The following is a 14590-nucleotide window of genomic DNA, read 5'->3' as shown; positions in this document are numbered from 1 at the left end:
TTTATACAAATTTTGTAGGGTCTGGATAGCGGTAATTATAAGGGATTTCTATTTCGGAGAGGCGAGAAGAAATAATTCTCCCAAATGTTTCTTGTGGGGTTGTTGGGACAGCTTTCCCTATTTGTTGGTTTAGGATTTCTAACTTGGTAGGGTGTAGAGGAGCTACAATATTGTATATTTTTGAGGTTAAATTTCGGTTCAGCATTTTCTCTATAACAAGGCAAACATCTTTATAATGAATGTGATTAACCATTTGGTGTAAGTTGTTTACTTTGTAGTTGCTTAGCATTCGGTTGCCGCCCATAAGTCCACCCAGTCGTAAAATGTTTAGGTGAGGGAAATTAGATTTCATTTGTTTTTCAATGGATAGAATGTGTTGGTCTAAATCAGCTTCGTCTAGTGTATTTTCGTTGATGATTCTTTCAATCTGTGGATAAATACCAATAGAACTCATTAAAAAAATAGGATTTTCAAAACCGAAAATAAAGCGACTGATATTATGAAACCTCATTTTAAGAAGGTTTAAATCTGTGCGTTTTGAAAATGGAACTGTAATAACAATAGCATCTAATTTTGAGATAATTTCCCAAGGGGCATCAATGGGATTATCAAAATTGACGATATTCGTTTGGTAGCCTTTAATTTTTAGTAGGTTGGTTTTACTTTCGGAAGTATTAGTCGTGTGGATAGAGTAGGCAGGAGCAAAATGCTCTACCAAATGTTTGCCTAGCCAGCCGCAACCTATAATGCCGAGATGTTTCATAACTAATGGATATAAAAAGCCCCACGCTTTATCAGCAGACGTGGGGAATATTTTAGCTTAAATAGAAATTTTTTAATTCTTCCTCACAAAGCGTTTTAATGACTTCTATCCAGCGGTCTTCATCGTTAAGACAAGAGATGTAATGGAACTGTTCTCCTCCTGCGTGCAAAAATTCCTCCTTGCCCTCTTCGGATATTTCTTCTAAGGTTTCTAAACAGTCCGATACAAAGGCAGGGCAACAGATAGCTAATTTTTTAACTCCTTTTTTAGGTAGATTTTCTAAAGTTTCGTCTGTGTAAGGCTCAATCCATTTGTCTTTTCCTAAACGAGATTGAAAGGAAACGATGGTTTTCTCTTTTGGTAAATTAAGTTGTTGAATTACCAATTCTGTGGTTTTAAAACATTGATGACGGTAGCAAAACGAATGACTAGGGTTGCTCTCACGAGAGCAACAATCATTAAGGTTGCACGTTTTGGTAGGGTCTGTTTTGTAGATGTGTCTTTCTGGTACACCGTGGTAAGAAAACTGTAAAGCATCAAAATCTTGAGGCAATTTTTCTCGGATACTATCAGCTAAACATTTAATATAAATATCTCGGTTGTAGAAAGGCTGAACATAATTAACTCTCACACTAGGAAAGTGTTTTTTTCTTACCTCTTCTGCCTTGTCTATTACGGTTTCTGTGGTACTCATAGCGTATTGCGGATACAACGGAAACAGAACAATATCTGTAACGCCTTGTTCTATAAGTTTTCTCATACCGTTTTCTATGCTAGGTTGGGCGTACCTCATACCTATTTCCACAGGGATATCTACTAATTTTTGTAGTTTGGTTTTTATTTTTTCTGTGATTACGATAAGGGGAGAGCCTTCTGGAGTCCACACCGTTTCGTAAGCTGCTGCGGACTTTGGAGGTCTAGTTTTGAGAATAATACCTCTCACCAATAATGCACGGAAAAACCAACGATAATCAATGACCTTTTCGTCCATCAAAAATTCGTCTAGATATTCTTTAACATCAGACACTTTGGTGGATTTGGGCGAACCTAGATTAACTAATAATATCCCTTTTTTTGACATAGTTTTGTTTTAGCGTGATTAAATTTTAGCCGTTTACAGCCTCCACTTTTTCTACCAAATCGGGCAGAAATTGTTTTAGTACATTCTCTATACCGCCTTTCAGCGTAGCTGTAGAACTTGGGCAACCGCTACAAGCACCTTGTAGTAGCATTTTGGCAGTTTTGGTGCTTTCGTCGTACTCCATTAGAGAAATTTTACCGCCATCGTTTTCTACGGCAGGAGCCACATATTCGTTAAGTATGTCGCTTATCTTTTGTTCCGTATCGGTATATTCTCTGTTAATGATTTTCTCTACTGGATTTTCGTGTTTTTGGGGTTCTTTATGAGAAACCTCGCCACCATTTTGGAGATATTCAGCAATAAAAGCTCTAGTAACTACCATCACTTCGTGCCACTGTACAGAATCATCTTTGGTAACCGCAACAAAGTTATCCGAAATAAAGACCTCTTGGGCAAAACTAAATTCTTTGAAAATAGCTTGAGCCAAAGGCACTTCTGTGGCTTCCTCACGAGATTTAACCTCCACAAACCCTTCTAATAATAGTCTTGAGGCTACAAATTTCATTACCGAAGGGTTGGGTGTCATTTCGGCGTAAATTTGATACACTTCTTTCCTCTGTTGGCGATAAATTCTAGGGTTAGCAAGAAGCTCGTCTTCGATAACATTTTTAAGACTTTGTACTACATGCTCCCATTCTACGGTATCTTGCTTAGCAACAGCAATAAAATTAGCCGTAATGAATATCTTATCCACAAAAGGATAATTAAAAAGTTCTTGAGCTAGTGGTATCTCCGAAATATCCGAATTTCTATCGAGTTCCAATGAGCCTGGGATTAAGTTGTAATCCGCAACGAACTTCATTACTCTAGGATTTTCTGTGGCTTCTATGATGATTTGTCGCATTTTTAATATAAATTTGGAACTGCAAAAATACGGAAACCAACTTAGACGATAGAATACTAGGTTTAGTTTTTTTCAATGATTGCAATTTATAGAAAGAAACCAGTTTTAATAGATTAAAATAAAACCGAAAATATGGCACTTATAAGACCTCTTTTAGGAAAAACTCCACAGATAGGAGAAAACACTTTTTTAGCAGAAACCGCTACTATTATAGGCGATGTAAGTATGGGGGCAGAATGTAGCATTTGGTATAATGCCGTTATTCGTGGAGATGTGCATTATATCAAAATGGGGAACAGGGTTAATGTTCAAGACAATGCTATGCTACACTGCACTTACGAGAAATATCCACTTGTTATAGGTAACAATGTATCTATTGGGCATAATGCTATTGTGCACGGCTGTACCTTGCACGACAATGTACTTATAGGTATGGGGGCTATTGTGATGGATAACTGCGTGGTGGAGTCCAATTCTATTGTTGGGGCAGGCTCTGTGGTTACACAAGGCACACACATTAAATCTGGCGAGGTATGGGGCGGAATTCCAGCTAGAAAAATTAAAGATATGTCCGCTGAACTCCTAGAAGGCGAAGTAAATAGAATTGCTAACAGTTATGTAAAATACTCTAGTTGGTATAAAGATGATGAGTAAGAAGAAACCTATCTTAGAAACCACTAAAATGGGTGAAAACTTGCATACTTCCGCAAAAGATAATATGCTAGCCACGCTGAAGTATGAAAAAATGTAGCGTGCTTGGAGGAAAAAACACGCGTGAAAAAAAAATCCGCACGCGTGTTTTTCTCCAAAAACACGTGTGTTTTTTGGGGTGCCTCGCGAAAGCCCTCTACAAAGGCGTTTGCTCATTTAGTTCAAGGTTCAAGTATTCAATGTTTAAAGTTGAATAAGCGTACATACCCCTTAAACCTTAAACATAGAACATTTAACAGTTTAACAACTTAGCAATTTAACAATTTAACAATTTCACAACTAACATCTATAAACAATAACATTTTATGAACAAGACTTTATTATGCACGGTGTTTCTGCCTTTAGTGCTGAATGCCCAAGATGATTATAAAGGCAGAGTGGGCATCAATACCACTACGCCCCAAGCGACTTTAGATATTTCTAAGGTAGAAGTAAGTCCTACGATGCCAGCAGATAAGGCACAAGGGGTGCTATTTCCTAAACTGACTACGGCGGAACGACTTACCTTTTCTCCCAATACCAAAAAGGGGACTCTGATTTACAATAAAGACAAGAACTGTATAGAAATGTACAGAGGTCTTATCGGTGGAGTACACGAATGGGCTTGTATTAACGATGCTAGTGTATTTGCCAATCCCTATGCTCCAGCTACAGCCACTCTAGGAACGGTACAAGATATTAAGCTGGTGGTCTTTAAACACAATGGCAAAGACTACTTGGTACAAGGGAGCAACTTACAAGAAACAGGCATAGCTGCTGGAGCAGAAATTACAGTAAATATCCCTTACAGCGGTGCATCGCCCGCTAATGGCGCTTATACCGCTTATGAACAAACCTTAGCCCTAAAAGACGGGAGTGGTTATATGCGAAATTTTAAGTTGTCTTACCCAGCGGGTAATTTTACGGGGGCAGCAGGTACTATATCCGCTAAACTAAAGAATGTAAGTGGGGCTACTTACTACCCTGCCTTAGACCCAGAAGATGGCATATACCGTAATGCCATTAGCAGTGCCAATGCTTATACCATTAGTCTGAATGGGAGCAGTACTACTACGCTCAAAGTGAAAACGATTACAGGCATTCCTGACCGCTGCTTTGATAAGACTACTTCAGAATGTGTAGGCTATGGAGAGAATGTAAAAGAGCATAATTTTGTCTATCTTCCAATCACGGGACCCGATGGTAGAGTTTGGCTCAATAATAACCTAGGTGCAGATTATGCTAGAGTAGGTTCAGAGTGGTTTGACCCTGCGCGTCAGGCGGGGGCATTGGATTATACAAATACCACCACCGCAATGCCTCTTTCTAGCCCTACTGCTAATCAGATTAAAAAGGACTGGCGTGCGTATGGTTCGTTATTCCAATGGCAGCGTAACCCAGACGGTCACGAGTTGATTAACTGGTCTGGTTCAAGCAGTGGTACACCGAAGTATACTATTACCACTCCTACTTTATCTTCTTCTTGGACGAACCCTGGTCACAGTAATTTTATCACGGGTGGTAATTCAAGTTATGCTTCTTGGGTTACTAATACCTTAAATCTTGATGTAGCAAATAAGAACTTATGGCAGGTGAATGGTTCTAACAACCCTTGTCCTGTAGGTTATCACGTTCCTACTCACGATGAGCAAATCGCTTTACATAATGCCATTACGGGACAGACCTTAGGTAATAGTAGCTCTTCTTCATCGGCGATGTGGAATGAGCAGAAGCTCCGCCTGCCTGCCAGTGGTTACCGCTACGCCAACGATGGCTCGCTCAGCAATCAGAGCAGCCTCGGCTACTTGTGGAGCAGCGAGCAGGACAATAGCTACTACTCGTGGCGCCTGTGGTTCGGTAGCAGCGGTAGCTACGCGAGCAGCTACAGCAGTCGTGCGGACGGCTTTAGCGTCCGCTGCCTCAAGGATTAACTGGGCGTTCTCGGCGGTTGGTGGTTGGCACTCCTGCCACTAAGCACTCTTTAAAAATCTGATGCTTATAAAATCTAAAACTTATAGGCATCGGATTTTTTTTTATAAGCATAAAAATAATTTTTATAGGCATAAGTTTTAGGTGCTGTCCTTTTGGCTTGCCCTAAACCTAATGCCGTCTTGCCTTCCTCCTTAATGTAGTCTTATAAATTTTGTACTTTTGCGAGGTGAATGAAACTTTAGAACTTCAGCTAAAAACTTTACCGAAAGAGCCTGGCGTTTACCGTTATTATGACGAAGCGGGGCAACTGCTCTATGTAGGGAAAGCCAAAAACCTTAAAAACAGAGTACTATCCTACTTCAATAAAAATCAAGTGGGTTACAAGACTAGAATTATGGTTAAAAAAATCCACCGCTTAGAGATTACCATAGTTCCCAGCGAATACGACGCCCTCCTTTTAGAAAACAACCTCATCAAGGAACATCAGCCTTTCTACAATATTATGATGAAAGACGACAAAAGTTTCCCTTGGTTGTGCATCAAAAATGAACCTTTCCCTAGGCTATTTCTTACCAGAAAACGCATTAAAGATGGCTCCGAATATTATGGTCCTTACGCTAAAGTAAAACCTGCCAAGGTGCTTTTAGAAACCATTAAAAACCTCTATAAAATCAGGACTTGTACGCTTAATCTTTCCGAAGATAGAATAGAGAAAGCCAATTATAAAGTCTGTTTAGAATACCACATTAAAAACTGCGAAGGTCCTTGTGAAGGTCTAGAAAGCGAGGAAGATTACGAAAAGAAAATCAATGCTGTAAGAGGAATTATAAAAGGAGATTTCCGTTTGGCAAAAGCCTACTTAGAAGAGGAGATGCTAAAACACGCTTCCAATCTAGAGTTTGAAAAAGCTCAAATGGTAAAGGAAAAGTTGGCGTTTTTGGAAGATTATCAGGTTAAACACACCGTGGTTAATCCTAGTATAGACGATGTAGATGTCTTTGGTATGGTAAGCGATGAAACGGCGGCTTACATCAATTATTTTAAAATCAGAAATGGAAATATCGTTCAAAGTTACACTTCCGAATTCAGAAAAAAACTAGAAGAAAGCGACGAGGAAATACTAGAAGAAGCCGTAGTTGCAATTAGAGATAAGTTTCAATCCGAATCTAAGGAAATATTACTACCGTTCCATTTAGGCACCGAAATTCCTCAAGTGAAACTCATCGTTCCGAAAGTGGGAGACAAAAAGAGAATTGTAGAACTCTCCGAAAAAAATGCGAGAGAATATCGTCTAGAAAAACTAAAGCAAATCCAAATTGTAGACCCTGACCGCCATACCAATCGTATTATGGCAGAAATGAAAACGCTTCTTAGGCTTCCAGAAGAGCCAAGACACATTGAGGGGTTTGACAATTCTAATATCCAAGGGACTAACCCAGTATCTGCCTGTGTCGTCTTTAAAGACGGTAAACCTAGCAAGAAGGATTATCGTATTTTCCACATCAAAACCGTAGAAGGTCCTAACGACTTTGCTTCTATGGAAGAAGTGATTTACCGAAGGTACAAAAGATATTTAGATGAAGGCGAGCCTCTACCTCAACTGATATTGATAGACGGCGGTAAGGGACAATTGAGTTCTGCCGTTAAAAGTTTGAAAAAGTTAGATTTATATGGTAAAATCTCCATCGTAGGTATTGCGAAAAGGTTGGAAGAGCTATTTTTCCCTAACGACCCTATTCCTTTATATTTAGATAAAACTTCGGAAACGCTTAAAGTCTTGCAAAGAGTGAGAGACGAAGCCCACCGTTTTGGAGTGAAGCACCACCGCACCAGAAGAACCAACAGCACCCTAAAATCAGAACTAGAAGAAATCCCAGGTGTTGGAGCTAAATCCATAGAGCTATTGCTAAGTAAACTAAAATCGGTAAAACGTATTAAAGAAGCCTCACAGGAAACCTTAGAGGAAATTTTAGGCAAGTCTAAAGGCAGTATAGTATGGCAGTATTTTAATGAATAACGGCTGATATTTTACGATAGCCTAGATAGCCCAATAGCACTCCAAAGGTATTTAGCAAAATATCATCTATATCAAACACGCCTAGCCGTGTGAAATATTGCATACTTTCAACGATAGTAATGGCAACGATAAAATCTAGCAAGAGTATCCTTAGGTTTTGATATTTAGGACAGCACCACCCCAAAAATCCAAACGGAATAAACATAATGATATTCCCAAAAATGTTAATCGCTACATTTTGCCACAGCACCGACTTCTGCACAAATTCTAATGTAGAGACCAGTGGCGTTAGGCGTACTATATTATAATCGTAAGGCGTTCGCCCAAATCCCACAAACATAAAATACAAAAGCAACAAAGTGTATGGTAGTATTAAAATTTGATACAGCTTTTTTAACATAGGTTACAAAAATATTCAATTTTAAAACACTAAATTTGTTTCTCCAAAAATAATAGAATGAAATATATTGTTCTAGCCCTTATATCAGGACTTTTATTCAGTGTTTCTTGGCCCGCTTACGGTGTGCCGTTTTTTATATTTTTCGCCTTTGTGCCACTACTTATGGTAGAACACGATATTTCTAAATTCAGTAGTATTAAAAGAAAAGGCTGGGCAGTTTTTGGCAGTTCTTACCTTGCCTTTTTAGTATGGAATAGCATTACCACAGGTTGGCTATATGAAGCCAGAAATCCTGATGGCTCTCACGCCGTTTTCGCTGTATTATTTCCAGTGTTAGTTAATTCACTTCTGATGAGTTTGGCCTTTCAATGTTATCACTGGTACAAAAATGCTAAAAGCACCTATTGGGGATTAGCTTTTTTTATTGTGGTATGGATGGCTTTTGAGAAATTCCACCTCGAATGGGAATTTTCTTGGCCTTGGCTTCATCTAGGCAATGCCTTTGCCGACTATCCAAAACTCATACAATGGTACGATACATTAGGAGCTACTGGTGGTAGTTTTTGGATTTTAATCATCAATGTTCTTACATTTTATACTCTAAGAATTTGGGAAGCAGGAAGAGTACGAAAAGATTTAATAAAGAACATCTGTATCGTTTCTGCTGTTATTGTTGTGCCTATGCTTATCTCTTTAGTTAAATATCACAACTTTAATGAAAAACCTATTGGGAAAGTTAGAGCTATGATGCTACAACCAGACCTCAACCCTTATACCGAAAAATACCAAAAAGACAGTCTCCAAATAGTAGATGAACTACTCCATCTCGCTAAAGAACATCAAACCTCTAATATAGATTTCTATCTTGCTCCAGAGACAGCGTTCCCAGGATATGGAGGATTGTCAGAAAAAGGATTGAAACAAAGTACCCTCATTAAAAAGGTAGAAGATTATCTTAGCCATCAGCCTAAATCGGTTTTTGTAGGTGGCGTTTCTACTTATAATGTATTCTATAACGAGAATGAAGCTCCCAAAACGGCAAGTTATTATCCGTCCCAAGGGATTTGGGTGGAGAACTATAACTCTGCTATACAGATTGCTCCTTCTTTGCCCTATCAACTTTATCATAAAGCCAAGCTCGTCCCAGGTGTAGAGATATTCCCTTATATTTCTGTACTAAAACCCTTATTGGGAGAAGCTATGCTTAATTTTGGAGGCACAATTTCGTCATTGGGTATGGATAAAGAACGAGCGGTGTTTACCAATCCTTATAATAAAGGTAAAATAGCACCAATTATCTGTTACGAAAGCATTTACGGTGAGTTCGTTACCGATTATGTAAAGAAAGGAGCTAACTTTTTAGGGATTCTCACCAACGACTCTTGGTGGGGCGTTACACAAGGTCATCGCCAGTTACTCGCTTATGCAAAGCTAAGAGCCATAGAGACCAGACGAGAGGTGGCTCGTTCGGCAAATAGTGGTATATCCGCCCATATAGATGCCAGAGGAGAGATTGTAGCCGATACTTTCTACGGAGACCAAACCGCTTTGATTGCCGATATTAACCTATACGACAGCACTACTTTCTACACCAGAACAGGAGATTTGTTATCTAGAATTTCCATTTTTATTTTAGGATTTTTGGTATGTTACCTTGTGATAGAAAAATTGATGAGTAAAACACCTCAACGCCAAAAATAATTTTAGTTCCATTAAATCAAAAAATAACTTTATGAGTTTTCAATCGGTAAAACAATTCTTTGAAACCCATCTTGGCAATCCTGCCCAATATTTTGAAGCCTTACCTGCTAGTGGTTCTGCTCGGGTAAACTATGTAGGCATAAGCCATACGGGAGAAAAGTACATCATCACTTACAACGAAAACTTAAAAGAAAATGAAGCGTTCTTCTATTTTTCTTCTTTATTTTTTGATTTAAAACTGAATACACCACAACTTCTCAAAATCTCCGAAGATAGAACGACTTATATCCAAACCCACTTAGGCGACCATACTTTGTCGGAAATCATCAGTAAAGAAGGATTAAGCAACAGAGTGAAATTTTTGGTAAAAGAAACCCTAACAGCTCTGTACCATTTTCAGCAAAGTACTCTCAACCAAATAGACTACTCCAAAACTTTTGAATACGAAGCCTATAACGATTTGCCCATCACCCACGATTTATATTATTTCAAAAACTTTTTGGTAGATATTTTAGAACTTCATTACCATAAATCTACCCTTCTTAAAGAGTTTAAAGAAATTGTAAAGCGTATAGAACTCATAAAACCTCGTGGACTGATGATAAGGGATTTTCAATCTAGAAACATTATGGTAAACGCATCGGATAAGGTGTTTTTCATAGATTACCAGTCCGCAATGGAAGGACCTCTAATTTATGATGTTATTTCTATGCTTTACCAAGCAAAAGCCAACTTCCCTGAAGACTTTAGACAAGAAATGCTAGATTTTTATTTCAATCTATATACCGACAAAGAAACTCAAACCCAACTTAAAAATGGGGTAGAACTAATAAAGCTCATTAGATTTATGCAAGTTTTGGGTGCTTATGGCTTTAGAGGACTGATACAGAGAAAGGCTCATTTTATAGAAAGTCTTCATCAAGGCATAGACAATCTCTACCAATTCTCCGAACAATGGGACGAAATGCCAAACTTCCCAGAACTAAAACAAGTGATTAAACAACTGAAAACCGCAGATTTTCAACTTTAAATTTTGGGGTAAAGTTCCGCGATTTAGTCTTCCTCTTTGTGTTCCAAATAGCGATAATGATTGTCTAGCAATCTTATTTCGTGATATTCAAAATCATCTGGGAGGACTTTTTTCCATTCAGAGAGAGTGCCTTGTGGTGCTTGTTTAAAGGTTTCTTCAAAGGTTTTTATTTTTTCAGCACTTATCAATCTAGGCAAATCTAATAGCCCTTGCTCTGCAAATTTCGCCAAATGCCCATAAACTGTAGATATTACCAAACCTCTCTCCTTAGCAATTTCGCCAATGGTTTTACCGTCTTCAAATAGTTGATAGGTCAGTACGTGGGTAGGCACTTTTTTAATCTCTGTGGTAATGCTCTTCTCATTAGTTTCGTCAAAAAGAGGCGTATCTATCAAGAATACCGATTTTAAATCATTAAGATAATCTTCTAAATCATCTAGCAATAGTTTGATTTCAGCATTGTAAGTTTTAAGCCCTTTGACGCCTTTGGTTTCAGCATAAAAATCTTTAAATGGAGTGAAAAAATGCTCCAAAGTTTGAGTAAAAAAATAATTAACCGCTCCTTTGGCTTTAGCTTCTATTTCGTCCCACTGCTCCTCGCCTTTGATGAACTTTTGCGTTTTTTGTTTTAGCACTCGCTCTAGTTTCTCAAATATCTTTACCCAATTGTCTATTTGAGGTTTTACTGATAGATAAATTTTCTTCGCTTTATTCTTATCTAAATCCCTAGTAACCAAAGCCTGATTATACCACTCCTCCAAAGCCTTGGTAAACCAGTTACAATCAATCCGTCTAAGTACCTTGCCTACACTATAATCGTGCTTTTCTGATTTTATAATTTCGCTGATGCGGTCGTTAGCATTGGTTTCTTTTTGAAACTCGGCAACCCTTTGGTCATTAAAAATAACCGCTTTGGATATTTGAGATTTAAGAACAATGCCCTCCAAAGTACGACATCTAGACAACGCCACATACACCTGCCCCGATGCAAAGGACTGCCCCGCATCTACAATCAGCCTATCAAAAGTAAGCCCTTGACTTTTGTGTATGGTAACCGCCCAAGCCAAACGAATAGGATATTGTTTAAAACTGCCCAACACTTCCTCCCTAATGTTTTTATCTTTATCTAAGAAGTAGCGTTTTTGTTCCCAAAGCTCGTGTTTTATGGTAAACTCTTCGTCTTCGCCGTCTATAATCACTCTGATTTCGTCTTGGTCTAATGCTGTAACCTCTGCCAATTTACCGTTAAAATAACGCTTCTCTGGACTAGCATCATTCCTAATAAACATCACTTGAGCCCCTACTTTCAGTTCTAGAATTTCCTCATTGGGATATTGGTGTTCATTAAAATCATCTCGTACTTCCGCTCTATAAAAATAAGACCGCCCACCCAAAGCCTCCAGTCGCTCTCTATTGATACTGTCCGCCATACGATTGTGGGAGGTTAAATAAACATAAGTCTCATCTTTAGGGTCAAAATCACTGATATATCTTGAGTTGAGTTTTTTATAATTATCCTCGCTAAGATTGCCCTCTCTTATCTCATTGAGAATATTAAGGAAAGTTTCGTCTTGCTGACGGTAAACTTTAGTAAGTTCCACCGTTACTAAATCTATCCCACGAAGGGCGTGAGCACTAAAGAAAAACGGCGAGGTATAATACCTTTGCAAGCTGTGTTCATCTCTTACCACTGGTGGCAACTGGTACAAATCTCCAATAAAAAGCATCTGAACTCCACCAAACGGCAACCCATTTCTACGAATATGCCTAAGGGAAAAGTCCATCATATCCAAAACATCAGCTCGTAGCATTGAAACCTCATCTATAATAATGATTTCAACCTCCCTAAGTAGCTTTAGTTTTGAACTTCGGTATTTAAAATGTTTTACGAGGTCTGGTATATTGTTTCCTAAGTAGCTGTCTATCCTTTCGGTAGTAGGAAAAAAAGGTCTTAACGGAAGCCCAAACATCGAATGAATGGTAACCCCACCCGCATTGATAGCTGCTATCCCTGTAGGAGCAACCACAATATGGCTTTTTCTAGTATTTTTCACAAAATGATTAAGGAAGGTAGTTTTACCAGTCCCCGCTTTACCTGTAAGGAATATATTTCTGTTGGTATGCTCTATAAGTTGAAAGACCTCGCTATTCATTCCCCAAAAGTACAAATTTTATAAGATTCTATTTATAAACCATATTCACTAATCTCCTTTTATTAAGTCTAGTAAAAGTACAAGCCTACATATTTATCACCAAAGACCATTTAAAGCAATGCTAAATTATCACCGCTCCATTCTCCGACCTAAGGAAACGAAGGCGTTAAGAAAATGGGGCGTCCATTCGTTAAAAAAGACCTATTGTTTGAACTAGCGTGGGCTTTAGACTTGGCGTGAGTTCTAGGGCTTTTAGAATGGACGACACATTTTTAGCCGTAGTTTTCTAGTCTTGAACTTTTGGTCCTTTTAGGTCAAGCTAAAAGTACAGACAACAAAAAATAATATTGTTCTTTTGCCTTGAAGCAAAAGAAGCAAAAATTCAAGACTGTAACCCCTTTGGCTAAACCTCATTACTAAAGGCTAAAATCCCCAAAACTCGCTCCAACGCTTTTGCCCACACCTTTGCTCAAACAGTGGGTATTTTTTAACGCCTTTACTAACGAGGTTCTTAACGCCGGCGGGCTTAGAGGTCAAGTATTCTCTACCATATATAATAACCGCTGCACTCCCGACCTAAGGAAACGGAGGCGTTAAGAAAATGGGTCGTTCATTCGTTAAAAAAGCCCTATTGTCTGAACAAGCGTGGGCTTTAGCCTTGGCGTGAGTTCTAGGGCTTTTAGAATGGACGACACATTTTTAGCCGTAGTTTTCTAGTCTTGAACTTTTGGTTCTTTTGTTTCAAGACAAAAGGACAAGCATACTATCACCAAAGACCGTTTTTTTTAAGCAATGCTAAATTATCACCGCTGCACTCCCGACCTAAGGAAATGGAGGCGTTAAGAAAATGGGGCGTCCATTCGTTAAAAAAGACCTATTGTCTGAACAAGCGTCGGCTTTAGCCTTGGCGTGAGTTCTAGGGCTTTTAGAATGGGCGACACATTTTTAGCCGTAGTTTTCTAGTCTTGACTTTTTGGTCCTTTTGGGTCAAGCCAAAAGGACATACACACATATTTATCACCAAAGACCGTTTTTTTTAAGCAATGCTAAATTATCACCGCTCCATTCTCCGACCTAAGGAAACGAAGGCGTTAAGAAAATGGGGCGTCCATTCGTTAAAAAAGACCTATTGTTTGAACAAGCGTGGGCTTTAGCCTTGGCGTGAGTTCTAGGGCTTTTAGAATGGACGACACATTTTTAGCCGTAGTTTTCTAGTCTTGAACTTTTGGTACTTTTGTTTCAAGACAAAAGGACAAGCATATATATTAATCTCCCTTCTTTTGCCTTGAAGCAAAAGAAGCAAAAATTCAAGACTGTAACCCCTCTGGCTAAACCTCATTACTAAAGGCTAAAATCCCCAAAACTCGCTCCAACGCTTCTGCCCACACCTTTGCTCAAACAGTGGGTATTTTTTAACGCCTTTACTAACGAGGTTCTTAACGCCGGCGGGCTTAGAGGTCGGATATACTATATATATTATAAGCACTCCTCTCCCAAAGACCATTTTAAAACTACTTTAAATGATAATAACTTAGCTATTATCACCGCTCTGCCGAGCAAAGGTAAGTTTAGGGAATGCCCCCGTAGCGGAATTGGGAGCGGTAGCTTCCAAATAGCAGGGGACAGTCCCGTGCCGTAGGCAAACCCAACCTTTGCTCTTGAACTTTTGGTCCTTTTGGGTCAAGCCAAAAGGACAAGCATACATATTTATCGCTTTGAAACAAACTTAACTCAATGGTTCGGCGAAGCCAAAAGGACAAAGACACATTAAAATTATTAAAACCCTGCCTTAGTTTATGTAAAACCTAACGAAGTTCTGTAACCCCTATGAATAAAAGCTTTCCGAAGATAAGCTAGGTAGGCTAAAAAACCTGCGCAGGTTTCACCAAAAACTACCGCAGGTTTTACCCAAAACCACA

Annotated in this window: 11 protein-coding genes; 5 read left to right on the top strand and 6 right to left on the bottom strand. The window is 38.8% G+C overall.

Annotated features, from left to right (window positions below; translation table 11 throughout):
* Position 1: 1 nt before the first annotated feature.
* From D1003_RS08400 to D1003_RS08390, 3 genes are read right to left on the bottom strand one after another with little or no spacing between them, the layout of a single operon-like run.
* Entirely contained in the window at positions 2 to 763 is a 762-nt protein-coding gene (locus tag D1003_RS08400; RefSeq protein ID WP_153936446.1) for an epimerase, read from the bottom strand.
* A 52-nt stretch (positions 764 to 815) separates the two neighbouring features.
* On the bottom strand, positions 816 to 1844 hold the full coding sequence (gene hemH, locus D1003_RS08395; RefSeq protein ID WP_153936445.1) for a ferrochelatase: 1029 nt from the start codon (positions 1842 to 1844) through the stop codon (positions 816 to 818).
* A 25-nt stretch (positions 1845 to 1869) separates the two neighbouring features.
* Positions 1870 to 2748 (bottom strand): NifU family protein, encoded by an 879-nt coding sequence (locus tag D1003_RS08390; RefSeq protein WP_153936444.1) that lies wholly within the window; start codon positions 2746 to 2748, stop codon positions 1870 to 1872.
* Between the two features lie 132 nt (positions 2749 to 2880).
* Here D1003_RS08390 and D1003_RS08385 point away from each other — a divergent pair, with 132 nt between their 5' ends.
* Positions 2881 to 3402, top strand: coding sequence for a gamma carbonic anhydrase family protein (locus D1003_RS08385; protein WP_153936443.1), 522 nt, complete (start codon positions 2881 to 2883; stop codon positions 3400 to 3402).
* 362 nt (positions 3403 to 3764) lie between these two features.
* Positions 3765 to 5369: an FISUMP domain-containing protein gene (locus D1003_RS08380; protein WP_153936442.1), complete on the top strand. Its 1605-nt coding sequence runs from the start codon at positions 3765 to 3767 to the stop codon at positions 5367 to 5369.
* Here the strand turns inward: D1003_RS08380 and D1003_RS11300 are convergent.
* Positions 5359 to 5481 carry a hypothetical protein gene (locus D1003_RS11300; protein WP_260393376.1) on the bottom strand — a complete coding sequence of 41 codons (123 nt, stop codon included), beginning with the start codon at positions 5479 to 5481 and terminating at the stop codon, positions 5359 to 5361. The genes D1003_RS08380 and D1003_RS11300 overlap by 11 nt on opposite strands.
* Positions 5482 to 5596: 115 nt before the next feature.
* Between D1003_RS11300 and uvrC the strand changes: the two genes are divergently transcribed.
* The gene (gene uvrC / locus D1003_RS08375; protein ID WP_311710016.1) at positions 5597 to 7387 is read left to right on the top strand and encodes an excinuclease ABC subunit UvrC; all 1791 of its coding nucleotides are present in this window, start codon (positions 5597 to 5599) and stop codon (positions 7385 to 7387) included.
* Here the strand turns inward: uvrC and D1003_RS08370 are convergent.
* Positions 7377 to 7787, bottom strand: coding sequence for a VanZ family protein (locus D1003_RS08370; protein ID WP_153936440.1), 411 nt, complete (start codon positions 7785 to 7787; stop codon positions 7377 to 7379). The two genes, uvrC and D1003_RS08370, sit on opposite strands and share 11 nt — an antisense overlap.
* Positions 7788 to 7844: 57 nt before the next feature.
* Here D1003_RS08370 and lnt point away from each other — a divergent pair, with 57 nt between their 5' ends.
* Both lnt and D1003_RS08360 read left to right on the top strand, forming a co-directional pair.
* Positions 7845 to 9488 (top strand): apolipoprotein N-acyltransferase, encoded by a 1644-nt coding sequence (gene lnt, locus D1003_RS08365; protein ID WP_153936439.1) that lies wholly within the window; start codon positions 7845 to 7847, stop codon positions 9486 to 9488.
* 31 nt (positions 9489 to 9519) lie between these two features.
* Positions 9520 to 10518, top strand: a complete 999-nt coding sequence (locus D1003_RS08360; RefSeq protein ID WP_153936438.1) for an aminoglycoside phosphotransferase family protein — start codon at positions 9520 to 9522, stop codon at positions 10516 to 10518.
* A gap of 23 nt (positions 10519 to 10541) precedes the next feature.
* Here the strand turns inward: D1003_RS08360 and D1003_RS08355 are convergent, their stop codons facing one another.
* Positions 10542 to 12671 (bottom strand): helix-turn-helix domain-containing protein, encoded by a 2130-nt coding sequence (locus D1003_RS08355; protein WP_153936437.1) that lies wholly within the window; start codon positions 12669 to 12671, stop codon positions 10542 to 10544.
* Positions 12672 to 14590: the final 1919 nt, after the last annotated feature.

It is taken from the genome of Riemerella anatipestifer, from assembly GCF_009663465.1.
Lineage (GTDB): Bacteria > Bacteroidota > Bacteroidia > Flavobacteriales > Weeksellaceae > Riemerella > Riemerella anatipestifer_C.
Note: the sequence above shows the minus strand (reverse complement) of the source record. Positions and strands in the feature narration are given on the sequence as shown.